Origin of the sequence: Bacillus cytotoxicus NVH 391-98 (assembly GCF_000017425.1) — a bacterium.
In the GTDB taxonomy this organism is placed as follows: Bacteria; Bacillota; Bacilli; order Bacillales; family Bacillaceae_G; genus Bacillus_A; species Bacillus_A cytotoxicus.
The window spans coordinates 2,363,466-2,388,689 of sequence record NC_009674.1 but is presented as its reverse complement, the minus strand read 5'-3'; the positions used below and the strand labels follow the sequence as shown (position 1 = coordinate 2,388,689).

25 protein-coding genes and 4 pseudogenes are annotated in these 25,224 nt (G+C 34.0%); 21 read left to right on the top strand and 8 right to left on the bottom strand.

Annotated elements, in window-relative coordinates:
* The first annotated feature begins 354 nt into the window (after positions 1 to 354).
* From BCER98_RS11670 to BCER98_RS11640, 7 genes and pseudogenes are all read left to right on the top strand, one after another.
* Positions 355 to 1,825, top strand: a pseudogene (locus BCER98_RS11670) (plasmid recombination protein).
* Positions 1,826 to 2,103: 278 nt separating this feature from the next.
* Positions 2,104 to 2,754: a hypothetical protein gene (locus BCER98_RS11665; protein WP_012094736.1), complete on the top strand. Its 651-nt coding sequence runs from the start codon at positions 2,104 to 2,106 to the stop codon at positions 2,752 to 2,754.
* A gap of 584 nt (positions 2,755 to 3,338) precedes the next feature.
* Positions 3,339 to 4,163: a C40 family peptidase gene (locus tag BCER98_RS11660; RefSeq protein ID WP_012094735.1), complete on the top strand. Its 825-nt coding sequence runs from the start codon at positions 3,339 to 3,341 to the stop codon at positions 4,161 to 4,163.
* A gap of 34 nt (positions 4,164 to 4,197) precedes the next feature.
* Positions 4,198 to 4,548 carry a DUF3139 domain-containing protein gene (locus BCER98_RS11655; RefSeq protein WP_048723157.1) on the top strand — a complete coding sequence of 117 codons (351 nt, stop codon included), beginning with the start codon at positions 4,198 to 4,200 and terminating at the stop codon, positions 4,546 to 4,548.
* A gap of 159 nt (positions 4,549 to 4,707) precedes the next feature.
* Positions 4,708 to 4,848 (top strand): hypothetical protein, encoded by a 141-nt coding sequence (locus BCER98_RS23115; RefSeq protein ID WP_237701306.1) that lies wholly within the window; start codon positions 4,708 to 4,710, stop codon positions 4,846 to 4,848.
* A gap of 145 nt (positions 4,849 to 4,993) precedes the next feature.
* Positions 4,994 to 5,263 (top strand): annotated as a pseudogene (locus tag BCER98_RS21185) (TetR/AcrR family transcriptional regulator); the annotation flags it as partial.
* Between the two features lie 87 nt (positions 5,264 to 5,350).
* Entirely contained in the window at positions 5,351 to 6,316 is a 966-nt protein-coding gene (locus BCER98_RS11640) for an NAD-dependent epimerase/dehydratase family protein (protein WP_012094731.1), read from the top strand.
* 282 nt (positions 6,317 to 6,598) lie between these two features.
* Here BCER98_RS11640 and BCER98_RS11635 read toward each other — a convergent pair.
* Positions 6,599 to 7,740 (bottom strand): IS3-like element ISBce13 family transposase gene (locus BCER98_RS11635; protein WP_094396537.1). Its coding sequence is split into 2 segments (ribosomal slippage): positions 6,599 to 7,509 and positions 7,509 to 7,740, totalling 1,143 coding nucleotides; the frame shifts between segments, so codons are not numbered across the junction.
* Positions 7,741 to 7,805: 65 nt separating this feature from the next.
* Here BCER98_RS11635 and BCER98_RS11625 point away from each other — a divergent pair.
* The 4 genes and pseudogenes from BCER98_RS11625 to BCER98_RS21180 all read left to right on the top strand — a co-directional run.
* Positions 7,806 to 8,026 (top strand): annotated as a pseudogene (locus BCER98_RS11625) (hypothetical protein); the annotation flags it as partial.
* Between the two features lie 31 nt (positions 8,027 to 8,057).
* The gene (locus BCER98_RS11620; RefSeq protein WP_012094726.1) at positions 8,058 to 8,333 is read left to right on the top strand and encodes a hypothetical protein; all 276 of its coding nucleotides are present in this window, start codon (positions 8,058 to 8,060) and stop codon (positions 8,331 to 8,333) included.
* 706 nt (positions 8,334 to 9,039) lie between these two features.
* On the top strand, positions 9,040 to 9,441 hold the full coding sequence (locus tag BCER98_RS11610) for a DUF6157 family protein (RefSeq protein ID WP_012094725.1): 402 nt from the start codon (positions 9,040 to 9,042) through the stop codon (positions 9,439 to 9,441).
* Positions 9,442 to 10,002: 561 nt separating this feature from the next.
* Positions 10,003 to 11,336 (top strand): IS3 family transposase gene (locus tag BCER98_RS21180; protein ID WP_094396536.1). Its coding sequence is split into 2 segments (ribosomal slippage): positions 10,003 to 10,390 and positions 10,390 to 11,336, totalling 1,335 coding nucleotides; the frame shifts between segments, so codons are not numbered across the junction.
* A 63-nt stretch (positions 11,337 to 11,399) separates the two neighbouring features.
* Here the strand turns inward: BCER98_RS21180 and BCER98_RS22555 are convergent.
* Both BCER98_RS22555 and BCER98_RS11595 read right to left on the bottom strand, forming a co-directional pair.
* On the bottom strand, positions 11,400 to 11,540 hold the full coding sequence (locus BCER98_RS22555) for a hypothetical protein (RefSeq protein WP_012094722.1): 141 nt from the start codon (positions 11,538 to 11,540) through the stop codon (positions 11,400 to 11,402).
* A complete protein-coding gene (locus BCER98_RS11595; protein ID WP_012094721.1) occupies positions 11,537 to 12,592 on the bottom strand; it encodes a Rap family tetratricopeptide repeat protein in 1,056 nt (351 codons plus the stop codon). The genes BCER98_RS22555 and BCER98_RS11595 overlap by 4 nt, the downstream gene beginning before the upstream one ends.
* Before the next feature lie 200 nt (positions 12,593 to 12,792).
* Here BCER98_RS11595 and BCER98_RS23110 point away from each other — a divergent pair.
* Positions 12,793 to 13,017: pseudogene (locus BCER98_RS23110) on the top strand (helix-turn-helix domain-containing protein); the annotation flags it as partial.
* Between the two features lie 61 nt (positions 13,018 to 13,078).
* Here BCER98_RS23110 and BCER98_RS11585 read toward each other — a convergent pair.
* The gene (locus tag BCER98_RS11585; RefSeq protein ID WP_012094720.1) at positions 13,079 to 13,405 is read right to left on the bottom strand and encodes a hypothetical protein; all 327 of its coding nucleotides are present in this window, start codon (positions 13,403 to 13,405) and stop codon (positions 13,079 to 13,081) included.
* Positions 13,406 to 13,669: 264 nt separating this feature from the next.
* Here BCER98_RS11585 and BCER98_RS11580 point away from each other — a divergent pair, with 264 nt between their 5' ends.
* The 4 genes from BCER98_RS11580 to BCER98_RS11565 all read left to right on the top strand — a co-directional run bounded on the left by BCER98_RS11580 (position 13,670) and on the right by BCER98_RS11565 (position 17,135).
* Positions 13,670 to 13,969 (top strand): hypothetical protein, encoded by a 300-nt coding sequence (locus tag BCER98_RS11580; RefSeq protein WP_012094719.1) that lies wholly within the window; start codon positions 13,670 to 13,672, stop codon positions 13,967 to 13,969.
* 169 nt (positions 13,970 to 14,138) lie between these two features.
* A complete protein-coding gene (locus BCER98_RS11575; RefSeq protein ID WP_012094718.1) occupies positions 14,139 to 14,513 on the top strand; it encodes a hypothetical protein in 375 nt (124 codons plus the stop codon).
* Between the two features lie 417 nt (positions 14,514 to 14,930).
* Complete coding sequence (locus tag BCER98_RS11570) at positions 14,931 to 15,134, top strand: hypothetical protein (protein WP_012094717.1); 204 nt, start codon at positions 14,931 to 14,933, stop codon at positions 15,132 to 15,134.
* 399 nt (positions 15,135 to 15,533) lie between these two features.
* A complete protein-coding gene (locus tag BCER98_RS11565) occupies positions 15,534 to 17,135 on the top strand; it encodes a long-chain fatty acid--CoA ligase (protein WP_012094716.1) in 1,602 nt (533 codons plus the stop codon).
* Positions 17,136 to 17,271: 136 nt separating this feature from the next.
* On the opposite strand, the gene BCER98_RS11560 is transcribed toward BCER98_RS11565, so the two are convergent.
* Entirely contained in the window at positions 17,272 to 18,474 is a 1,203-nt protein-coding gene (locus BCER98_RS11560) for a serine-tRNA(Ala) deacylase AlaX (RefSeq protein WP_041809858.1), read from the bottom strand.
* Between the two features lie 133 nt (positions 18,475 to 18,607).
* On the opposite strand from BCER98_RS11560, the gene BCER98_RS11555 reads away from it, so the two are divergent.
* Positions 18,608 to 19,000 (top strand): hypothetical protein, encoded by a 393-nt coding sequence (locus tag BCER98_RS11555; protein WP_012094714.1) that lies wholly within the window; start codon positions 18,608 to 18,610, stop codon positions 18,998 to 19,000.
* Positions 19,001 to 19,362: 362 nt separating this feature from the next.
* Positions 19,363 to 19,785: a YfmQ family protein gene (locus BCER98_RS11550; protein WP_012094713.1), complete on the top strand. Its 423-nt coding sequence runs from the start codon at positions 19,363 to 19,365 to the stop codon at positions 19,783 to 19,785.
* 241 nt (positions 19,786 to 20,026) lie between these two features.
* Here BCER98_RS11550 and BCER98_RS11545 read toward each other — a convergent pair whose 3' ends face one another.
* Together BCER98_RS11545 and BCER98_RS11540 are read right to left on the bottom strand one after the other, a co-directional pair.
* Positions 20,027 to 20,413 (bottom strand): Hsp20/alpha crystallin family protein, encoded by a 387-nt coding sequence (locus BCER98_RS11545; protein WP_012094712.1) that lies wholly within the window; start codon positions 20,411 to 20,413, stop codon positions 20,027 to 20,029.
* Positions 20,414 to 20,686: 273 nt separating this feature from the next.
* Positions 20,687 to 20,830 carry a small acid-soluble spore protein P gene (locus BCER98_RS11540; RefSeq protein WP_012094711.1) on the bottom strand — a complete coding sequence of 48 codons (144 nt, stop codon included), beginning with the start codon at positions 20,828 to 20,830 and terminating at the stop codon, positions 20,687 to 20,689.
* A gap of 119 nt (positions 20,831 to 20,949) precedes the next feature.
* Here BCER98_RS11540 and BCER98_RS11535 point away from each other — a divergent pair, with 119 nt between their 5' ends.
* The gene (locus tag BCER98_RS11535; protein WP_012094710.1) at positions 20,950 to 21,213 is read left to right on the top strand and encodes a hypothetical protein; all 264 of its coding nucleotides are present in this window, start codon (positions 20,950 to 20,952) and stop codon (positions 21,211 to 21,213) included.
* Positions 21,214 to 21,256: 43 nt separating this feature from the next.
* A complete protein-coding gene (locus BCER98_RS11530) occupies positions 21,257 to 21,982 on the top strand; it encodes a polysaccharide deacetylase family protein (RefSeq protein ID WP_012094709.1) in 726 nt (241 codons plus the stop codon).
* Between the two features lie 36 nt (positions 21,983 to 22,018).
* Here the strand turns inward: BCER98_RS11530 and sspO are convergent, their stop codons facing one another.
* Positions 22,019 to 22,168, bottom strand: coding sequence for a small acid-soluble spore protein O (gene sspO / locus BCER98_RS11525; protein ID WP_012094708.1), 150 nt, complete (start codon positions 22,166 to 22,168; stop codon positions 22,019 to 22,021).
* A gap of 271 nt (positions 22,169 to 22,439) precedes the next feature.
* Between sspO and acnA the strand changes: the two genes are divergently transcribed.
* Positions 22,440 to 25,163: an aconitate hydratase AcnA gene (gene acnA / locus BCER98_RS11520; protein WP_012094707.1), complete on the top strand. Its 2,724-nt coding sequence runs from the start codon at positions 22,440 to 22,442 to the stop codon at positions 25,161 to 25,163.
* Positions 25,164 to 25,224: the final 61 nt, after the last annotated feature.

Sequence of the window (25,224 nt, the reverse complement as noted above, 5' to 3'; positions counted from 1 at the left end):
CCCGTAAGGGTGAGGGAGGATAAGGAGTTGACACACTCACTATGCGACCCTCTTGGTTTGTCAAAACGTTTACGTTTTGGCCTGCCAACTGGCGAGGGAGTCCCTCAAGGATTGAGGGGTTGGGGAGTTCGATTGAAGGGGTCAAGGGGGATTCTCCCCCTTGTAGGTTCGGACAAAGTCCGAGGTTTTTTGCCATGTTAAACATGGGTCGGCGGAGCCGACAAGCGTCGCAGACCCCTATGTATTTTGATGCGTTAGCATCAAAATACATATAGATTTTACATAAATTGACTCCATTTCGTCGCTTTGCTAGACTTATGGTATCAATTCATCTAGGGGAAGTGGTGACATTTTATGTTGTTCTCTATTTCATTTAACCAATCTCACAAAAGTTCATTGAGCCATAATAACAGGGAAAACATTCATGGAAATCCTGGCATAGACCCAACCAGGTTGGATCAGAATATTTACTTTGTTCAAAAGGACATCCGAAGTGTATACAAGGATGTTTTTCAAGAAGCAGTTGACAAGGTACAACGAAAAGAAAAAACGGAATGATCGCAAAATTAAGGACTATTATGAAAAAATACGTAAAGATGAAAAGACGCATGAGCAAAGAGAATTGGTCGTAGCGATTGGGGAAGGAAAAGATGATCCAAAGTATAGGGAAGCCAAAAAGGAAGCGTTAAAACGGTATGCTGAGGCGTTTCAAGGGCGAAATCCTAATCTGGCAGTGTATAACATGGTTTTACATGATGATGAAGCCAATCCGCATTTACATATTAATTATGTACCGAATTTCGAAAGTAGTCGAGGATTAACAAGGCGTGTCGGAATGGATAGAGCTTTGCAACAACAAGCTGTAAAAGGAAAAGGGACGGAGCTAATTGCGAATTGGAGACAATTGGAAACGGATTATATTGAATCTTTGGCTAAAGAACAAATTCCAAACTTTGAACGTGCTAATGTAGGTTCCCATAAATACATGAAAGTCCGTCAATATAAGGAATATGCAGAAGCAAAGTCAACTATTGAAAACCAAGTGCAAGAAAAAGAAACAAAATTACAAGGGATTGACTATCATTTAAAAAATGTTGAAGAGAAAACAAACGAATTACAGGTAACAAAAAAGAGTTTGGAAAGGGATGTCATTGATAAGTACAAAGAATTAGAGATAGTAAAACGACAAGTAGAGAATGGAAGTGAAAAGCTGCAGCTAATTAGCCAGCGTCATGTAGAGTTAGAAAAAAGAGTAGAACAAATGCAAAAAGAATTAGATAGTGCTACGGATCAAGTGCCAAATGAGCCTGTTGTGATTCCGTTTTTACGTAGAGAAGTAATAACAGAAGTACAAGATAAAATGTTTGGGAAAGCTGAAATTACGAAGAAACAGACAAGAAATTATGTATTATCACAGGAACAATATCAGGAATTTACAAAACAAGTGAATGCAGCGGTTACTATCAAAAATGATTATGAGCGTTTGAGAAAAACAAATTTTGTACAGGAAAATGAAGGTTTACGATTGGGGGGAGAATATCTAATACAAGACAATAAAGAGTTGAAGATAGAAAATAAAAAATTAGAAAGAGAAGTTAGAATGTTAAATACTGAAATAAGCTCATTAAAGGCTCATATAAAAGATTTGGAGATGAATATAAGGGTTTTATATCAACAAACTAAAAAAGTCCTTAAAGAGAAATTTCAGACGTTTAGAGAACATGTTAAAAATGAACTAGTTAATAAGAGTGTAAGTAATCAATTTGAGAGTGAACATAAAAGAGAAATAGCTAGTAGACAACGGGGATTTGATATGAATCGTTAGAAGATATTATAACGATTTAAGTAAAATTTTTGGGGAACTTTGTTTGACAATATTTTGAGAGCATATGTGTGATAGAATGATAGAATAAAAAACGAGCCATGCGGCTAACATGGCTCGTTTATTGGGTATTCAACGTAAATACCTTGAAAACTTAAATCATCTATTTATAGATTATCATAATTTAAAAAAGATACAAACAAAAAAATATGGAAAAATATAAATAGTACGGACAAGGTATTTTTGTTGATTCCCTCAATTAAGGAGGAATTAACTTAGATATGACAAAGAAAATTATTGATTTTGGACAAGCTGAAAAAAGGGCAAAAGAAAGAGATAGCAAGATTGATAGTATTTATGATCAGTTACAAGCTGGTGGTTATTCAGAAGAAGAAAAAGCAATGCTTTTGCAATTGTTAAGCAAGACTACTGGTGAAGAATATTTCATAGGTAAAAAGAAAAAGCCTACAGATAGGGTGAAATTTGTGCAGATTATTATGGACAATTATAATTACTTGCTTAAAATAAACTATCTAACCAATGCGGAAAAGGCTTTTTTGATGGATTTGATACCTTATATAGAATTTAAAACTAATATTCTTGTAGAACGAGCGAATGAAGAAAATGAATTTGATTCAGATAGTGCTACGCCTAGTTATTTCGCTAAGGAATTAAAAAGAGATCGTTCGAAGATTTCAAAAATGATGAATGTTTTAATGAAAAAAGGAATTTTAGCGGTTGCTGAAACAGGTACTACAACAGAAGACGGACGGATTTGTACGAGTCGAACATGGTTTGTGAATCCTAATATTATGTGTTGTAGTCCGAAAGATGGAGTGGATAAGGCAACTCAAAAGATTTTTAAAAAGGCACTTAGAAATTTTCTTGGTGAAGACGGAAAGAAACATAAATTACCAATTTATTTATTTTAGATGTTTTAGGTGTGGCTTTTTGGCAACACCCTATGTCTTATAAACCCTTGATATTACTAGATTTCTTCATTTTGCCTATCTCACTCTTATATATAGAGCTAAAAGTTCCGCAAGGAACGGGTCGTATTTTTGAGAAACCCACTCAAAAATCTCCACCCTCACCATCAAAAAGTCGGTTCGTTTATCCTCACCTAAAGACTATTGTCTTTTCTTTTTGATGTTGTCCTTGCGGAACTGTTTTCGGCGGGTTTTTCGCTTTCGCCAAGTCGAACAGACTAAAAACGAGGATATCGGTTGCTCGACTTGGACTAGCAATTGTACCCACCGAACCGCCAGTCCTATCGTCCTAAGGGATAAGCTTACTCTATATAAAGTTACGTTCTAGAGGATTAGCCCCCTAACCCCCCAGCCAGCACTCACACCCGAAAACAAGGGGATTCCTCTATTTATTTTAGTAGATTAGTTATTTAGTTAGTGAACTATGTGTATGTTTTCTGTCACATGTATTTTCATCCTGTATTTGAAAATTATGTTATTTTTATGGAAGGTTATACAAATAACATAATGATTCAGGAGGATGATTGATGAAAAAACTATTGATTGGTTTTATTGCTATTTTATTTTTTGTTTTTGGTTTTAATTTGAAGATGCTTTCAGCTGAAGAGGTTATTGATTATCAGTCTCTTTATAACCAAGCAATTGAAAAAGGAGTTTTAGATCAAAATAGTGTATCTTTTGATCAATGGCTTGAACAAAATGAAAAAGAATTTATGCCTGTATATCAAGATGGTTTGAATCAAGGTGTTTTTCAAGAGCCACTATCTTATACTGAATGGTTAAAATTAAATAATTATGGACAACCCCCTATTTCACCAACTGGAGATAATAAAATTTTGGAAGATGTAACTATCAGAAGAGCAAATTGGGGTGGTTTTACGTTAAAAGCTGGTGATATATTTATAACAAATGCTACAAGTTCTTCAGGGATTTTAGGACATGCAGCTATTGCCAATGGCGATAATTATATTTTACATATGCCTGGTGCTGGTAAAGAAAATGAACAGTTAACTACATCTAAGTGGATGAACAGATATACTGAGTCAGGAAAATGGATTAAGGTTTATCGTTTAAAAGATCAAAATCTTGCTAGGGATGTAGCTAGATATGCTGATAGAAATTTTTATTCCACTACTGGAAGTGCAACTAAAAATATTCATTTAAGTTATAGCATTAATTTACGTCTATACGAAAAAAATCCAACATATTGTTCTAAATTAGTATTCCAAGCATTATATTATGGTTCTGGTTCAAGAAATGTGATGAAAGCAGTTAGCGGAATCGTAACTCCTTATGGTTTAATTGATACTTTTAATGCAGCGTATAAACCACCATTAGTAAAAACATATTAACAAATAATTTGGAGGATTGAATTTGAAAAAAAAGATGATACTCCTTACAATTCTTACCTTATTAGTTTTATTGGGTAGTTTTATTTTATTTCATAGATTACAAGCAAAAAAAGCGATATATGATTATATTGCTAAACAAGGCATACAAGAAAGCCAGTTAAAATATATAGATTTTCATAAAGATCTTAAATTTGGTGGATATTGGATGGCTGTTTATGTTGAAGGAGAAAATCCTGATATTCATTATGAATATTTCTATAAAGATAAAAAAGTTAACTTTCAAGCGTATCTTAATTCTGAAAAAGCTATAAAGAATAAACAGTGGGGTGGAAGTGGTCTTAGTGATACAGAGATGAAAAAGTTAAAGTATCCACCTTTACAATAAACAGTAAAAAAAGACCAATTAGTACTTATTTACGTAGTACTAATTGGTCTTTTGATTTTTATATTTATTTTAGTACTATAAATGACTAAAAAACAAGTAAAGTTCTATGTTTCTGAAAAAGAAATGGAACGTTTGAAACTTTTATCAGAAAGGCGGTTTATGACTGTTCCAAATTATACGAAGTTAACCGCTTTAGGTGTTCAAATTCGTCAACCGAAAGAGATAATTTTAGGCGGCTTGGATTTACAAGAAGATACAACGGTATTGAAAGAGATTTTGGAGAGAAGGCAAGGGATTTGATTGATAGTCAAATAGAAAATAAAGGTGTTTTCGTTGGTGCCCATAATATGAGAGGGGCAACAATACATGAAGGAACAATTATTAATTTTGGACAAGCTGAAAAAAGGTTCTGGCGCAAAAAATATAACACTTGTGCAATGAATCTAAAATGGTTGAAGCATATGAAAAGCTGTCTATATCTTATCCTAATGAAATTGCCTTACAGGTAATAGGACTTTCAGTTACAGAAGATACAATAAGAAACTGTACAAAAACTGGATTGTCTCGTATTAGAAGTTATATTTTGGAGAGATTCCAATCAGCGAATGTTCCAAATGCAGAGGAGGAAGTAACAACTTTTTTAGCTAGAGGAATACTTTGTAATATTTCTTATTACCTAGATTTACCAGAATTCATTTATAATGAAAGAAAATAAGCTAACCGATTCTTTTCGGTTTTTTATTTCAAAGTTAGTTATTGATTGATAACTAACTGAGTGAAAAATTAAAGGGGGATTTATAATATGGAAAAGGCAATTGTTTTAGGAGCAACAGGTGGATCTGGTCAAGCGATTGTATCAGAACTATTATCTAGAGAATTAGAAGTTATTGCTTTTGGACGTTCAGAAAGCAAATTAAAAAGATTAATGAAAGAGAATGGTTCTACACCTTTGTTAACGTATAAGTTAGGCGATATTTTTGATTATACAACTATCATAGAGGCTGCAAAAGATGTAGATGTCATATTTCAATGCGCGAATGTTCAATATCACGAAATGGCAGATAAACTCCTTTTACTTGGCGAAAATGTAATGAAGGCAGCAGATATTTTAAACAAGAAAATAGTTATTGTTGATGGAATATATGTTTATGGTCACCAAGTAGCTAAAGGAGATGAAAATCATCCTAAACAACCTCATACAAAAAAAGGGAAGATTAGGGTTGAATTTGAAAAATTAATATTTGATAAGAAATGGAGAAATGCAAAAGCATTAATTGTTAGATTGCCGGACTATTATGGTATAACTTCGCAGAATTCTTACTTACATCCTACATTGACTGGACTTGCAGAAAATAAAATTTCTATTTTTATTGGTAATCTAAAAACACCAAGAGAATATGTTTATTTACCAGATGCTGCCAAGATGATTGTAGAAATAGCGAACAAAGATGATTCTTATGGAGAAAATTGGAACATTCCTGGTGCTGGTTTGATTTCAGGAAAGGAAATAATAAAATATGCACGTGAAATTACTGGGAATAAGAAAATGGTTATTCCATTAAATAAAAATGCAATCCGTATAAGTGGATTGTTTGACCCAGTTATGAAAGAAGTAGTAGAAATTATGTATCTTACAGAAGAAGGATTTACTCTAAGCGGAGAAAAATATGAAAATAGAATAGGTAAAATAATAGCTACACCTTATAAAGAGGGGCTAAAAGAAACGTTAAACTTCTTAATGGGAAAAATTAAAAGAAAAGAGGATTAAAATCTGGAACAAAATTATGAGTAGAGAATAATAATTTATTTAAGATTAATTATTATTTATTAAACAATCAATAACTAATGCGGAATTTAGAAAAAAATATACTCTTTATATATTTAATAGGGCAGCTAACGGATATTTGTTTAGTTACATTTTCGTCTCATTAATAACAGTTTAAATACTCAATTAAAAGGTATGAATGTTAAGCGTAGAAAGTAGAAGATAGTCAAATTTTTTTATAAAAATTGGATTTGAGTCAATATTTTGGACACAAAAAAGTTAAATCTAAGCTACTTTTATAGCCAGATCTTCTATTGTTTGAGGAGTTTTATAACCGATGCTACTATGGATTCGCTTACGATTATAAAATCCCTCAATGTATTGAAATAGTGCTAGATTTGCTTCTTCAAATGAGACATATTTTGTACGATATACTTCTTCTTTCTTTAAAATGGCGTGAAATGACTCAATACAAGCGTTATCGTATGGACAACCTTTTTTACTGAAAGAAGGCTTTATTTTATAATTCGCGAGTAAAGTTTGAAATTCCTGACTTGTATATTGTGTTCCTAAATCAGTATGTAAAATGAGCCCTTTTTGTGGTCTTTGTGTATGGTAAGCGTTTTCTAAAGCTTTTACCACAAGGTTCGTTGTCATATTTCGTGAAAATGAATATCCAATAATTTTCTTAGAATGCAAATCCATCACTGATGCAAGGTAACACCAGCCATCTTTTTGCGTGTGAATATAAGTAATATCCGCCACCCACTTTTCATTAATTGTCGTTGTAGAGAAGTCCTGTTCTAGTAGATTTATTCGTTCTTCTATAGTTGATTTTGATGAATGTGGTTTATATTTCTTTAAGATGATGGAGCGAATATTTTCTTTTTTCATGAGTCGTTGCACACGCTTTACACTTACTTGAAACCCTTGTTCCAATAGGGTTTGATGAATTTTCGGTGCACCGTAACGCCCTCCACTATCTTGATGAATTTGTATAATTTGTTTGGTTAACTCTTCATTTTCACGACTACGCTTTGACTCTGTTTTGTGCTGAGATTGGTAATACGAACTTCTCGCTATTCCAAGTGTTTGACACATTGTACGAACAGAGTGTGTTTCTTTTTGACAATCGATAAATTGATGTAATTCTGTATCGTTTATTTTTTCGCGAATATGGCCATAGCCTTTTTTAATATCTCATTCTCCTCTTTCAGGCGAAGCATTTCTTTTTGCATTCGTTTTAGATCTTCTGGAGTCATTTCTTCCTCATCAATCGTTGGGATAGGAGAATATTTTTTAATCCATTTATAAATCGTTACTTCTGATACACCATACTCGCTGCTTAATTCTTTCACAGATTGGTCTGAATGATATAATTCAACAACCATCTTTTTAAATTCTTCATTAAAGTTCTTGTTTGCCATACGGACACTTCCTCCTTGAAATCCATTGTAAGGACTTAACTAAGTTGTGTCCATATGACTATACTAACTCCACAGTCAAGATCTCACCTGCTGTTTTGTTAAAATTAAATACACTTAAACCATTTATAAAATTATAAAAGAAGCAGAAAGTATGGATAAAGTATCGAATAATAATATTATCGATATGCTTATTGAAAGCTATGTAAATACTAAACTAACAACGAGACAATCTGAAGGTTATAAAGGGATGTGCAAGCACCTTTATGAAATGCTGGAAAAGAAATAACACGTGAAAAGTTTAAATAGGAGTGGTACCTGTGGAAAATAAAAATAATTCATTTGTAGTAACAGTTACGCCTATTACTGACAACTTAGATAAGGAAATACAGGCACCTCAGAAAAAGAAATTTAAAAACCAACAAGGAAGTATTAAAGTTTCTAATGAATCAAAAGTAGAACTTGAGGCACTAATGAAGATTACCAACAAGAAATTCGCTCACGAAATAATCGATCTACTTATAAATAATTATTATGTAGAAAAAGAATTAACTGCAGAGCAAAAAATGAAATTCAAATTACTAACAGAAATATAAAAAGAAGTATCCCTTATTCTAATTAGGGGTACTTCTTTTTCCTCTCTACCGATATTGAGACGTTATGTTAACCAAATGTGTATACCATATACATCTAAAAATCTGAACAAATTAGTCCTTTCTAATGGTATAATTAGGAAAATGGAGGTGCATGTAACATGGCAAAGAGAACAGAACGATATCTTAATTTTATTGAAAGTGATCCAATCCTTTCTAAAATTTTGGGGAGATTTTCATCATTAGTATTACTATACATTATTATAGGAGGTTGTTTAGTAACTACTATTGAAAACGAATATGTGAGAATGATATTTTCTGGTTTTTATTTCATATCCATCATTATTTTCAACATATTCTTTATAATTCGGTTTGTAAAATACCGAAAAAAATCACTGTGACCCCTAAGTGAAGCAAATGTACAATGACTTCCGCTAATAATGCCTTATGTTAACTTGACTTGACTTGAATATGATATACAATAAAAATATAAAAAAGGGGGTAATAAATTCGATGAATAAAACTGCTGTGATATTATCTTTTGCTTTGATGCTTGGTATTGTAGATCAATCTTCCATTAAAGGGCACTTTTGTTGAAGAACTTTTTTGAAGTAGATTCCCAAACTTGGAAATCTACTTTCTAGATATTTGTATAATTTTAAATATTATATATCTTTATGAAAAATTGGTTTACTAAGGAGGTTGTTATATGAGTTACAAGAACACACTTATTACCATTTCAGAGGATTCAAAAGCTACTTCTGCCATAGTACCTGTCACCAGAAATGGAAAACCTACTATTGCTTCTATTGAATATGATTTAATTAAGAATAATCCTTATAAATTTACACAAGAAGATGTGCAATTTAAAACTTATTTAATCAAAAATCAAATAGAAGAAGAAAATACAGATGAACTGCGAAAACAATTTTTTTCAAAACCTATGGCTTGCTTCAGAGCTTCTCCTTTAGTGAAAAATTATGGTTGGGGAATACACTATAACGATCAAGGGAAAATTGCCATTTATGATGTTAAGAGTGAAATATATAACCAATTGCTTAATCAAGATAAGATTACTAAATTAAAAGGTATGCGTTCGAAAAGAAAATAAAACAGTATCTTATTAATCCTTTATTAAAATAAACGGTTGTGTAAGTGGAACAAATGTAGTAGCCGGTGCTATTGTAGGAGCAGGAATTGGTGCTGTTGCTGGTGGAGTAGTAGGAGCATTTGCAGAATAAAAAACTAACTATCAAATAAATAAAGGAGAAAATAAATAAACATGAAAAATAAATTCACACTTCCTCCTTTCAAAAAAATTACCAAAAAAATTAAATATCAATAAAACTAATCTCTATAACTTCTATTTCTTAAACATTTCATGTAATAACAAAAATTACCTATAAGGGGTCACCATATCATTTTAAGAAAATTGTACGCCAAGGGATTTATAAAGGTCATTAAGATTTAATAAACGTTTATAAATATTTTGTAATATGTTTATAAACGTGATAAACCTTGATTTTATAAGGATTATAGTTTGTTTAGTGCAAAATGAAAGTACATAGTAATGCAATAAAAACGTGCAGATATGATTGCACAAAAAAAAGGTCTATTCTATAGGGTATTTCTTGTATAATGAGAGAAAAATGAGAATCGGAGACATTTCAAAATGACGAAAAAACTATTTACAGAAAAAGAAATTGAAATACTATCAAAAAATCGATACGTAAAATCGGTCAGCCCAAAAGGAATTACTTATACCGACGAATTCAAGCGTATTTTCATTAAAGAAAACGAAAAAGGAAAACCCCCTCGCATTATTTTTGAAGAATGTGGATTTGATGTAGAAATCATTGGCATACAACGTGTTATATCATCAGGAAATCGGTGGCGTACTTCCTATAAGAAAGATGGTGTATTTGGTCTAAGAGATACGCGTAAAGAAAACTCAGGAAGAAAGCTAGAGAGAGAACTTACATTAGAAGAGAAATATGCGCGTTTGGAAGCGGAACGAAACCTATTAAAAGCTGAAAATGAATTGTTAAAAAAGATAAAACTTATGGAAGGGAGGATGAGAAAGAACTAACGTTACGACCTAACCAAAAATATATGTTAATTCGTTCTATTATTGAAACATACAACCTCAAAAATATGGTGAAATATTTGTGCGGGATCGCTGGTGTTTCACGTTCAGGATACTATAATTATTTTTCTGTTTCTTCGCAAAGGCAGCGAAAAAACAGAATAGATCAGGATGAAATAACGAAAGAATGGATATTAAAGGCATTTCGATTTAAAAACCGAAAAAAAGGGGCTCGTCAAATCAAAATGACATTAGCGGGTCAATTTCAAGTTGTCTACAATTTGAAGCGTATTCGTAGAATTATGAAGAAATACGGGATTATCTGCCCGATCCGCAAAGCGAATCCTTACAAAAGAATGATAAAAGCGACGAAAGAACATTTCGTGGTACCAAATCGATTGAAGCGAGAATTCAGGCAAGGTACCCCTGGAAAAGTGCTTCTTACAGATATCACCTACCTGTTTTATGGTAAGAATCAGAAAGCATATTTATCTACTATTTTAGATGGGTCCACAAATGAAATTTTAGCCTATCACGTTTCAGAACAGCTCACATTAGACATCGCAATGACGACTCTTCACAACCTAAAGAAGAATAAGAAAATTCGATTGACTGAAGATGCCTATATTCATTCTGATCAAGGAGCTCATTATACAAGTCCGACCTATCAAAAACTAGTTAAAAAATTAAAACTGGGACAATCCATGTCAAGACGAGGAAACTGTTGGGATAATGCCCCCCAAGAATCTTTTTTCGGGCATTTTAAAGATGAAGCGCATATAAAAGCTTGTACATCTTTTTCCCAGCTAAAACAAGAGATTAAAGATTATATGAAATACCATAACCAGCATAGATATCAGTGGAATTTAAAGAAGATGACTCCTGTTGAATACAGAAATCATCTTCTCGCGGCTGCCTAACTTTTTTTAAAATGTCCTTTATAAAGGGTACAGATTAATGAAGTGAAGACCTTTGTTTATTTATCATCCGCCAGTATGGCCATGAGCATATTGTACAATTGTATCCTCGTTAAGCGCCTTCTGTGTATCAGTTACATGGCTAGAATTAAACATAAATGTGAATGCAGCTGTAATCCCAATTAAGCTGAAAATTACTTTTCTCATTTTAAAGCCTCCTTCTCAAAGTTTTTTTCTTCGGCTTGATGGCTAAGGTAAAAATAGTCACTTGCTTTTGAACGGTTATTTTCTTGATGGAATAAAACTGCTAATTTTTTAGCGTATTCTTGTACGTACTCATGTAGGTTTTCTCTCTCAAAATAAAAGATTCCTGTTTCAATTGTCTTTTCTAATTCGTCAGCGGTAACTTTTTGATTTAATTTTTCTAAAATTAAGAAGTGATGTTCGTACTCTTCATTTTTAAGTTCTCTACAAACTTCTAATCCTTTATCTATAAGGTTAGAAGTTTCCTCTGAATCTCCTATTTTCATATGCTCTCTAGCCTTAATAAAGATTGCCTTATAATCTTTAGGGAGTTCATGTATTACTTCAGATAAGTAGCGTATTGCTAGTTCAGATAAATTTTGGCCAGCATACATTAATCCTAAGTTGTGACGAACAAACGTAATAAATTTTTCTTCACCTGATTTTTTAAATGTATTAATAGCTGTAATAAAGTGTTCTTCAGCTTCTTCAAATTGTTTTAAGTGCGTACAAGCCAAACCAATTAAATTATCACATAACGCAATAGTAGTCTCGTATCCTGCATGCTTTTTAAAAATCTCTTTTGCCTTAGTAGCTTCTTTGATAGCCGCCAATGGCTTGTAGATATGGTAATGGAAAGTGGGTAGTTTGAAATAAAATTCAGCATGTTCAACTTCATCTGGAATATGGTTTAATAGTTCCTCAGCTTTGTTGTAATGTTCTTTTGCATTTGTAAAGTTACCTGTAATATTTGAATGAATAGCTTTAAAGAAATGGTAGTAGTACGATAAAAATTGATCTGCAGGCACCTCTAATGATTCAACCTTATCAAAACTGTCTTTTCCAATGCTCAAACTATCAATCATATATTGATGACGAAAATCTAAAAGAGAATAGTATAAAAGGAGGTTTTGGTCTTCTTCAATATTGTGTATTTTTTGATCAATTTCAAGTTTTAATTTATGCGCCTTTCCAATATGTCTGGCACGAATTTCTATATACCAGTCATTTAACATTTTTGTGATTTACTCATTACCCTTTATCGAAGAAATCATTATATAATCCTCCATCCTATAGAAATCTACTAATGTTATATATTACCATTGTAGCAAAATACTCTTTGTATTTAACTATTTTATATTTATTTTTCAATAAAATTCAGAAAAACCAGTTAATTAAAGATATCTCACTTATATTTTAAAAGAAGATATCTATTTATATATCTGAGAATAGTACAATTGAGGTAAATGACCATGAATATCTAAATGTAGAAGTATTAGAAGAATTCCATCAGGGAGAGGATCATAATTTATTTACGGTAAAAGGGGAAGAAAGAGACATGCTGCAGCAGTTAGAGATAGATGGATTTAATTTTGAAGATGTTGATTGGCGATACCTTAATCTATTGGATAACGAAATTATGAGTAGTACGGATGCAATAGCCTTTCTTGTATTACATTCGGCTTGTGAACTGAAAAACGTAAGTTTTTCAGTGGCCTCTCTCATAGGTGTCTTTTTCTAATGTCATACACACTTTGCGTTGCTTGTAAATTGTTATAATTTGGAGAACTCGCATCAAATAAACCAATTAATTGTTGTTCATATAATTCAGGGCTTTCTGGTGCATTTTTTAATGCTTCTTCTTTTGCTAATTTAAATAATAGCTCTTTTTGTTCTTCAGACATCTCATCTAAAGACGGGATCTCAAAACCTTCTAAACTCTCAGAGTTAGCAAAGCTAGACTGATATACTTTTTCCTCTGATTTAACGTTTAACACATTATTATTTGGAGTAGCTGCATGTGAAACTCCTGGTAATACAGCACCCACTCATAATGTACCCGATAAAGCGACAACTGAAACCTTTTTAAAATTCATAATACGCCTCCATCTCCTGACTACACACAGATTTTCTATTTTTTTCTGTAAAACCTAATATTAGATTCGATAGAAATTAAATACAAGTCTGGTTGTCTATATGTTTTTCTGGTACAATTAACCTGTAAAGAAATGTAAACTTCACAAAGTGTAAGATTGATAAAAAAGCTGAAAAAAACAAAAGAAACCGTGAAATTTAATGAAGAAGGTAAGAAGATGGCACTAGAGCAAGTAAAACAAAATCCATTGGTTAGTGATGCTCATATAGAAGTAAACGGTAAAACAATTGTTATGGCTGTTATTTTAGGGACAGCAGTCAACAAAGAAACTGCTAAAGAAATTGGAGATAACTTTGTGCGTAATTTAGGAACATTTTCTGGAGGAAAGCCACCAGAAAAATATTACTATGGAGAAATCTTCGATAACTATGATCTACAAATTGGTGTAGGTACTGGTCCAGATAATATCATTGTTCAAGGTGCTAAAGTAACAAGCGCTAAAAAAATTACCTGGTAACCAAGTCAAAGATTGGGTATTACAGCATCAAACGGTGTTACAATGATGTTTAGCATTAGCTGGATCTGTATTAATGTTCCGTCGCAAAATATGACAAAATAGTTGTAACTGAATCTGTTATGATGGTTTCGGAAATCTTACATTTTACATAACTGGAGGAACAAACAACATGAACAAAAAAGCTTTATTTGGATTTTTAAGTACTATCATTATCGCTATTATTTGCATCAACATTTATGTAATAAAGAATAATAAAAACTCACTATTTGAATCAAATGATACTGAATATGAATTACAGGATCAAGAAGACACAAATGATGATAGCTCTTATGAAGGGATACAAAGCACCAGTGATGAAACTGATGTAGAATTACCTACAACTGATTATAAATCATCACGTGATACACACATCCCGAATGATGATTCGGCAAACTATAACATCCATGGGGAATATAAGTCTGTCGGAGAGATGACTCAAGAAGAGATTCGAGCAGAAGCTGAAGAAATGCTTAAAAATGCATTAGAAAGAGATGGAATAAAATAACAAAAATATAGATTAGATTCAACTCGACGTCCACCAGATATTGAATTTGATTGTACTCCTATTAAAACTGAAGAGGCAAGCTAATCAAAAGCAAGAGAATTGATGTTTTCATATACTCATTTCTCTTGCTTTATATTTATGGGTGGTTCTAAAAAGAAGGAATGGTTGCCGTACCCATATATACAATATTCATTTGTACATACGTCCAAAATGGACTTGTCCTATGAGTTCATTTGCGATGTAACTCGAAAGCTGCCTGCATGTGCGTTTAAATGAGTAAAAAATGGCGTATATGTAGTGAAGACGAAATGATGTTGAAATCTCCTTCTTACCGAAACAAATCATGACAATTTTTAGGGAAGGAAAGTGAATGATTACTGTCGAAGGGAGTAGAAACAGATCAAAGGTGGTGCTCTCATGCAGAAGAAAGAGGTACATACATGTTCGTATTGTGGATCGAATGATATTGGAGAAGGTGAGTTTGTTGGCTATGCTCAAATAAGAAAAAAAGAAACGATGTTCACCTCCTCTCCAGTAGACGCCTATATTTGTACAGATTGCGGAAGCGTATTGCTATTAAAAGTGCGAAACTATCAAAAGTTTAAACAAAAGCCATTATGATAAATAGAAGAGGGTAATATGTAGCATTTCTTGATAGAATGTTTTCACTTCAAATGATTTATAAAAATATGAAATGATAACAGATTCACAAGATACATATTGTTAAAAGAGGGTGTGGAAGAGCTCTCTTTTTTATTTATCCCGCTATTTTAGGGCAGTAAGAATCCTGCCTCAAGACGCAGAAAGAAGCAAGGAAGATAGGTGGGAGATGAACTGCCCGTAACAGCCCGATTGGTTAGGGCTCATAATCAGTGGGGATGAAGAAAACCTCACTGATTAAAGTTTCACTTTATTTCCAAGGGAATAATTTCAGAAAATTTAGCAAAAAACAACTTTTATTTTGTTGAATTTGATATAATGATCAAAAATGGAAGCGTTTTAATGGAGGGTGAGATACGTATGATGATGAATGTACCATTAACAATTCATTCGATGATGGAAAGGGCAGAAACATTATTTCCAAAGAAAGAAATTATTTCTCGTACACATGATAGGGTTACCACGTTAACGTATAAACAAATTGGAGAACGAACGCGAAGGCTTTCTAGTGTATTAAAGAAATTGGGAGTAAACGAAGGAGAACGAATTGGAACGTTGGCATGGAATCATCATCGACATGTGGAAGCATACTTTGCTATTCCTGGTATTGGTTCTGTATTGCACACAATTAATATTCGTTTATCTCCCCAGCATATTTCTTATATAGTCAACCATGCCGAAGATCGAATTTTACTTATTGATGAAGATTTGGTCCCGCTTGTGGAAAAGATACAAGGAGAATTATCGACTGTACAAGCATATATCATTATGACGGATAAAGAGGAAATACCAGAGACTTCATTGACGCCTGTATATCATTATGAGCACCTTCTCGCTGAAGGAAATCCGAAGCATCAATTTTTAAAAGAAATTGATGAAAATATGCCGGCTGGTATGTGCTATACTTCGGCAACAACAGGAAATCCAAAAGGTGTTGTATATACGCATCGTAGTACAGTGCTTCATTGTATGGCGCTTGGATTAGCTGATACAGCAGCGCTATCGGAAAGCGATGTGGCAATGGCGATTGTGCCGATGTTTCATGTGAATGCATGGGGATTACCATTTGCGGCAACGTGGTTTGGAACGAAGCAAGTTTTGCCTGGTCCGATGTTTACACCGAAAATTTTACTGGAAATGATTCAAAAAGAGAAAGTGACAGTAGCAGCTGGAGTACCTACAATTTGGCTTGGTGTTTTGCAAGAATTAGAGCAACATGACTATGATTTATCGAGTATGAGCCGGATTTTATGCGGGGGAGCTGCGGCACCCAAAAGTGTAATCGCAGCATTCGAACAGAAATATCACGTTCCTTTTGTACACGCGTATGGTATGACAGAAACGAGCCCACTTGTAACACTTGCAAGGTTAAAAAGTTATGAAAAAGATTTATCATATGAAGAGCAACTTGAAATAAGATCAAAACAAGGATATCTTGTGCCGGGAGTTGAAATGAAAATAGTTGGAGGAAATGGAGAAGTGAAATGGGACGGGAGTGAGATGGGAGAACTTTGCTTACGTGCACCGTGGATTGCTGCAAGTTACTATAAAGATGAGCGTACAGCGGAAGGATTTCGTGATGGGTGGTTATATACGGGGGATGTTGTAACGGTAGATGAAGAAGGATGCGTGAAAATAGTAGATCGAACAAAAGATGTGATTAAAAGCGGGGGTGAATGGATCTCATCTGTAGATTTAGAGAATGCACTTATGGCGCATGAAGCGGTGTTTGAAGCAGCAGTTGTTGCAGTTCCCCATCCTAAGTGGCAAGAGCGACCTGTTGCTTGTGTCGTACGAAAACCAAATCGTGTCGTAACGAAAGAAGAGTTATATGAATTTTTACAACCGCAATTTGCGAAGTGGTGGTTACCCGATGATATTGTATTTATGAAAGAAATCCCAAAAACATCAGTAGGGAAATTTTTAAAACAAGCATTGCGAAAAGAATTGAACAAGAAATAAATGTATGTTATCGGTACTTGAACTGGGACTTCGATGTGAGATACCGAGTATGACAATTTATTTAAAAAACAGAATACTAGCAAAAAATCCATAAACAGAAAAGGATAGCGACGTACTATCCTTTTTCAATGGTGTATTAAATGGTTTCCTTCAATGCTTGAACAAGTTGCTGTAAAAATTGTTCGCCTGAAATGAGGGCTTTTCCGCCACCGCGAGCACTTTTCGGATTTCCGCCACCTTTTCCTTCAATCGTAGGGAGAGCGTCTTTTAACATATTGTTCATACTTATATTGATAGATTTCCCGCAGGCAAGTATACATTGTAATTTATCCTCATTTTCAGTGACAAAGTATGTAATTGTATTTTCGTTTTGTTCTGTAATAATGGCTGATAATTTGGCAATTTCCTGCATAGAACGATTGCTGAAAGCTTTCGAAATGAGCATGCCAACATGTGTATCAGCTGCTTCTTGCAATAGATCATTTGCTTCTATAACAAGTAACTTTTCACGCATCACTTGTAATTCTTTTTCACTCTCTTTTTGAGAGGTAATGAGCTGATGTACTTTACGTGGAATATCATTTTCACCACTGTTTAATTGTTTGGAAACCTCTTTTATTATTTGTTGCTGATGTCCCATTAATTTTATAGCTCGCCAGCCTGCAATAAAACTTAAGCGAATGCCACCTTTGTTACGTTCCCAGCCAATAATATGAATGGGTCCAACTTCTCCCGTATATTTCGGATGTGTTCCGCCGCAGCCGTTATAGTCAAAGTTTTCAATGATGACAACGCGTATATTTTCATAGAGCAATGGTTCTTTTCTAAGAGGTAATTGTTTTGCTTCTTCTAAATTCATCCATTTAATATGGATAGGATGATTTTCTAAGACAATTTGATTTGCAATACGGAGCGCTTCAGTAGCTGTTTCCGCAGAAAGGGTTGGCGTGTCTAAATCAATTGTAACCGTTTCTGCCCCCAGGTGAAAGCCAATTGTAGGGATATTAAAATGATCCCAAAATGCAGCTGATAAAATGTGCTGAGCTGCATGCTGTTGCATATGATCGAATCGGCGGTTCCAATCAATTTTTCCAATTACTTCTACTTCATGTAATTCTTCAGATATGAAGTGGCGGATTTCTCCGTTGATTTCCTCTACATTTGTCACAGAGACATTATTTAATGTACCTATATCATGAGGTTGCCCGCCACCAGTTGGATAAAAAGCCGTTTCAGTTAAAGTAACATAGCGATTTCCTTCATGATCCACCTCTTGCTTTCTTATTTTTGCTGTGAAAGATTGTTGATAAGGATCGCTGTAATATAATTTTTGTTCCAATGTAATACCCCTTTCGTATTCATTAATTTCATTGTAAAGCAATCCGAATAAGTTTCCTAATATTTCAGAAGAAAAAACATTTTTTAGAATTTTCTTGCTATAATAAGAAAAAGAGTATACGGAGGTGGATGGCATGTTGTATGACGATGGCGTAGATAAATTGATTCGTCTCAATACAAATATATCTGAACTATATAGAGAATTACATGAAATGACCCGTACGTTAGCAGAGTGTAATCGAGGAAGTGTCACGTTTGATAGATTGTATGTGAAGGAATTGTTGTGGAAAAAGGAAGATATAGTAACTATGTATGATCGACTTCTCGTCCAGCTTTGTATTAATGAATGTTTCGACTTAAAAAGCGTGATTACTGGTGAATATAAATATACTTATGAAGAAGTAGAACATGCTGTTACTGAATTTAATGAAAAATATAATATGAATATTTTGATTCAAGAAGTTTGTAAAGAATTGCAGTTTACATATGGAGTAGATATGGATATAACGAGAGCAGCTCGAGTGTAGAGAGAGTTATCATAAAAAATGAGGAAAGAAAGTCGCTGTTTGTGTTCTTTTCTCATTTTTTTAACAATAAAGGAAGAGTTATTTTGGTATTTGTGTTGCTTTGAAATAAAGTTTAATTACAATGTATCAAATATTTTAGCCCATATTCTTTAAGTCCTCCATACTAATAAGAATATAGAAAAATACGTCTATTTAGCGTTGACCCTTGTTATGTAGATTCTGTTAAGATATATTCCCTATCCTGTCCTTAGCGTATTTTCTTTAAAAAGTTCACATTATGTACAAAAAATAAAAGGTGTTTTCATGAGATAATATAAGTTGTATGATAATGCGAATTTTAAAGATGGTGGGGATGGTAAAATATGACGACATGGTTTATCGTGATGTTGGTTGTGTTTGCTGCTTTTAAAGTAGTAGTGGCGAGTATTCCAACATCTGTTGTGGAGTCTTTAATCAGTAAGTTTGAATTGCATCCGCAACTTAGTGAAGACGTTACAAGTATAACTCTAGATGGGAAACAGATAGAAGGAGAAGAGAAGAAGTGCATCATTCAAGAGTTTAATGAAGCAATCTTTTTAGAGAAGTATTATTTTCCTCCAAGTGCAGAGGGAACACCATTAATGATTCAAACAAAGACAGGAAAAACAAATGTTACATTTTTCATCTATCGTTATGATGATCATATTGATGTAATTAAACAATATAAGAAAAAAGTAGTAGGGTATAGCTTGCGTTCGAAAAAACTTCAGAATCCTGCGATGTTAGTAACGGAAGGTGCGATATAAAGTGAGACTTTAATCAGTGGGAATTTTCTTCATTCCCTGCTGATTATGAGCCTTTACGAATCGGGATTGCTACAAACAGTACTACGTCCAATTCACTTCTCTTTTTCTCTCCGAATAGCCTTACTTGCCCAAAAATAGCAAGATAAAAAAGGATTCCTTATGTTTTAGGAATCCTTTTTTATCTTGCTTTCTAGGAAAATCATGATGATATAGTATAGGGAACACATCTCTGTAAGAAGGTTCAATATTCATTGGAAAAAAGAACTTTTTTTTCATGTGGATTTGCGATTTCATTTTTAGATATATGAATGGAAAGAAAACCATTCTCTATACAAGCTATCATTTTTTTGTAAACGATACTGGCCGGTAAAAAAATCGTTCTTTGTAAGGGAACATTTTTTTTGAAAATACAAATGTTTAGGCCTGTCTCCATCTTTTTTATAAATACATTTTGTTCTGTCACATTTGGTACATCTGTTTCTAAAATGTATTCTTGCTCTGTTTCACAAAGATCAATATGAATATAATTTGGAAAATTACAGTTGAGGTAGGAACCAGAGCAAAACTGATCCATCCATTCTTCAAAACCATCAACACGAAAAAGACAATTCTTCTTTTTCTTGCTCATGACCAATACCCTCCATAACGTCTCAATTCATACTATGATATGCATGAATAAAAGAGAGGTGAAAGGTAACATGGAACGTTTCCCACTATCTTTACATAAACTTCTAATGAAGAGTTTCTATGTTTTTGCCCAAGCAAAAATATCTATTTTTTTCTTTGATCAGGAAGCCTTTTCGCCATATTTAAAATAAAGTGAAACTTTCATCAGTGTGGCGAGAGTTCCTCACTGATAGAAGTTTCACTGCAATAAGATTATCGATTATATAAATATTTGTTACATATCATGATGTGCGTGATGTTTTTGTCTTGAGTGATTTCGATTTTTCACTTTATGTGACCCGCTTAAAGGTTCAGGTTGTCCAGATGGTTGTCCTTTTTTTGAATTTTGACGAATAGACTTACTATTGTTTTTTTCCACGGTTCGTTCACCTCCTTTTCTATTTAGAATAAGAGAACTTTACGAATTTATACGAGAATGTTTTTAAGAAAAAGGGTAAAGATAAGTGGGACGAACTATATGTAGAAAGGAGAAAAGCTATGCCATATCATAAGGACAAACAACAAGCTTTTCAAGCAGCGCAACAAGGGGTTGTACAAGCGGAACATATATTCAATAATATTGTGAAAAATGACCCGAATTATGGTCATGATTTAAAACAACTTCATCAAGAAGTACAAGAAGCATATGAACAAATTCAAAATGCGCTTGAAGTAGCGTCTGAAACGCAGCGTCCACAACTTAAACAATATGAAAGTCATTTGCAAAATATTATGCGAGAAGTGGATCAGTTAGAGAAGTGAAGAGGTTGTTGTCGTTTCAGCAACCTCTCTATTAGGAACACATATGTTCAGACGAAAAACTGCCAATATTATTATTTGTTTTATTAGTTTTATACATATATGTCAAGTGGACGAAGTACAAGCAAGTTTGTTATTAAGAAAAGAGTTGGAACCTACTGGCTATGTAACGTGGGAAGTTCCAAATAAAGAGAAGATTATCGCTATTACATTTGATGATGGACCAGATCCGATATATACGCCGCAAGTATTACAATTACTGCGTCAATACAAAGCGGAAGCAACTTTTTTTATGATTGGATTTCGAATTCAACGAAACCCTTATTTAGTGAAGCAAGTATTAAAAGAAGGACATGAAATTGGTAATCATACAATGAATCACTTATACGCAAAAAGAACGCAGAGTGAAAAAGTAAAAAATGATATTTTAGAGGGAAAGAAGTACTTAGCGAAGTGGATAAAAGAACCTCTCCTCTTTCGTCCACCTGGTGGGGAAATAAATGATACCGTCTTTACTACCGCAAAAGAAGCAGGATATCAAATTGTATTATGGTCATGGCATCAAGATCCGCGTGATTGGGCGAATCCAGGTACCGCATCTATTGTGAACCATGTTTTGAAAAATGCGAAGAGTGGAGATATTGTCCTGTTACATGATGGGGGGAGTGACCGTAGCCAAACAATAGAAGCGCTGGCGAAGATCTTACCAGAGCTTCAACAAAGAGGATATCGCTTTGTGAAGGTATCGGAACTATTGCGTTATAAGCATTAAAAAGCTCCCAAAAGGATTATCTTTTGGGAGTTTTCGTTACTGATTTTTTTTCCTCTTTTTATTATTTTGACGCTGAGCAGCTGTTAATGGTTCATTTGCGAATTCTTCGTTATAACCAGTACCTTGTCCTTGAGCAGAAGCGGCGTTCATTCCTGGAACAATATGATTGGCTTTTCGTTTACCCATTTCGTTTCACCCCTAATCGTATTTGTACATATAGTAATGAGTCATAAAGCAAAGTATGAAACAAAAAGCTTTGCTTTGTAATTATAGTATTCATAAGGAGAACGAACACTATTCAAATTTCATGAGATAAAGAAAACTTATAAAAAACTATAAGTTTCTTATTATTTACTTATTTAGAAAGTTGTAATAAGATATTATCGTAAGGTATTGAAAAGTTCGTCTACATTTTATATTCAGACAACTTAGTCATGTTTAACAGGGGGGAAACATAATGGTCAAACATAATCCATTTCAATCTCGTGCAACATTTGAAGTAGATGGGAAAACGTATCATTATTATCAATTGAAAGCGCTTGAAAATGCAGGGGTGGGTAATGTATCACAATTACCTTATTCAATTAAAGTTTTGCTTGAATCTGTACTTCGTCAAGTTGATGGACGCGTTATCACGGAAGAGCATGTTACAAACTTAGCGAAATGGGGAACACAAGATGTGAAAGATATCGATGTTCCATTTAAGCCATCTCGTGTAATCTTACAAGACTTCACAGGTGTACCTGCTGTTGTAGATTTAGCTTCACTTCGTAAAGCAATGGCAGATATGGGTGGGGATCCTGATAAAATTAACCCTGAAATTACTGTAGATCTTGTTATTGACCACTCAGTACAGGTTGATAGAGCGGGTACGGCAGACGCGCTTGAATTCAACATGGATTTAGAGTTTAAACGTAATGAAGAACGTTATAAATTTTTAAACTGGGCACAAAAATCATTTGATAATTACCGTGCTGTTCCACCAGCAACAGGTATTGTACACCAAGTAAACCTTGAATATTTAGCACCGGTTGTGCACGCGGTGACAAATGCTGAAGGCGAATTAGTTGCATACCCTGATTCATTAGTAGGAACAGATTCTCATACAACAATGATCAATGGTATCGGTGTTCTTGGATGGGGCGTTGGTGGTATTGAAGCGGAAGCAGGAATGCTTGGACAACCATCATACTTTCCAGTACCAGAAGTAATCGGTGTCAAATTAACTGGAACACTTCCAAGTGGTACAACAGCGACAGACATCGCGTTAAAAGTAACACAAGTGTTACGTCAAAAAGGTGTAGTTGGAAAATTTGTTGAGTTCTTTGGTAGCGGATTAAAGAGCATGCCGCTAGCTGACCGTGCAACAATTTCAAATATGGCACCGGAATATGGAGCGACGTGTGGTTTCTTCCCAATCGATGAAATTTCATTAGATTATTTACGTCTAACAGGAAGAAATGAAGAACAAGTTCGTCTTGTAGAAGAGTATTGTAAAGCAAATGGTTTATTCTATACAGCGGATAGTCAAGATCCAATTTATACAGACCTTGTTGAAATCGATTTAAGTAAAATTGAAACAAACCTTTCTGGTCCGAAACGTCCGCAAGATTTAATTCCACTTTCAAATATGAAAGAAGAGTTCCGTAAAGCTGTTGTAGCGCCAGTCGGAACACAAGGACTTGGATTTACAGAGCAAGAATTTGATAAAGAAGTGAAAGTTGAATTAAATGATCAAGAAGTAACGATGAAAACAGGTGCGATTGCAATCGCTGCAATTACAAGCTGTACAAATACATCTAACCCATATGTATTAGTTGGCGCTGGTTTAGTTGCGAAGAAAGCAGTTGAAAAAGGTATGAAAGTACCTGGTTATGTAAAAACATCATTAGCACCAGGATCTAAAGTTGTTACAGAATACTTAGATAAATCTGGTTTAACAGATTATCTAAATCAATTAGGTTTCCAAACAGTTGGTTATGGTTGTACGACATGTATCGGTAACTCTGGACCATTAGCGCCAGAATTAGAAGAAGCTATTGCAGCAAATGACTTATTAGTAACATCTGTCTTATCAGGTAACCGTAACTTTGAAGGCCGTATTCATCCACTTGTAAAAGCAAACTATCTAGCATCACCACCACTTGTTGTGGCATATGCGCTTGCAGGTACAGTTGATATTGACCTGAAGAAGGATGCGATTGGTAAAGATGCAAGTGGTAACCCTGTTTACTTCAATGATATTTGGCCGTCGGCAAAAGAAATTGAAGAAGTGGTAAAAAGTGTTGTTACATCTGAACTGTTCAAGAAAGAATATGCCCAAGTATTTAATAGCAATGAACGTTGGAATGAAATTCAAACTTCAAATGAAGCATTATATACTTGGGATGAAAATTCAACATATATTCAAAACCCGCCATTCTTTGAAGGGCTATCTAAAGAACCAGGTGAAGTTGAAACATTATCAGGTTTACGTGTAATCGGTAAATTTGGAGATTCCGTAACAACAGACCATATTTCACCAGCAGGTTCAATTGGTAAATATACACCAGCAGGACGTTATTTGTTAGAAAATGGCGTACAGCCAGTTGACTTTAACTCGTATGGTTCTCGTCGTGGTAACCATGAAGTTATGATGCGTGGTACATTTGCAAACATTCGTATTAAAAACCAAATTGCACCAGGAACAGAAGGCGGTTATACAACATATTGGCCAACTGGTGAAGTAACATCTATCTATGATGCTGCGATGAAATATAAAGAAGACGGAACGGGTCTTTTAGTTATTGCTGGTAAAGATTATGGTATGGGAAGCTCTCGTGACTGGGCTGCGAAAGGTACAAATCTTTTAGGCATTAAAGCAGTAATTGCAGAAAGCTTCGAACGTATTCACCGCAGTAACTTAGTCTTAATGGGGGTACTACCACTGCAATTCAAAGAAGGCGAAAGTGCTGAAACTTTAGGTCTTGTTGGTAATGAATCATTTGAAATTCAAATCGACAAAACAGTAAAACCACGTGACATTGTAAAAGTAGTGGCGATTGACCCAGACGGAAATGAAAAACAATTTGAAGTAGTAGCACGTTTTGATAGTGAAGTTGAAATTGACTACTACCGTCACGGTGGTATTCTACAAATGGTTCTTCGTGAAAAATTAGAAGAATCTAAGGTGTCAAACTAAGAAAAAATAGAATTTATATTTGTGAAACAGGGGCATAAATGTTGCCCCTGTTTTGCTTTAT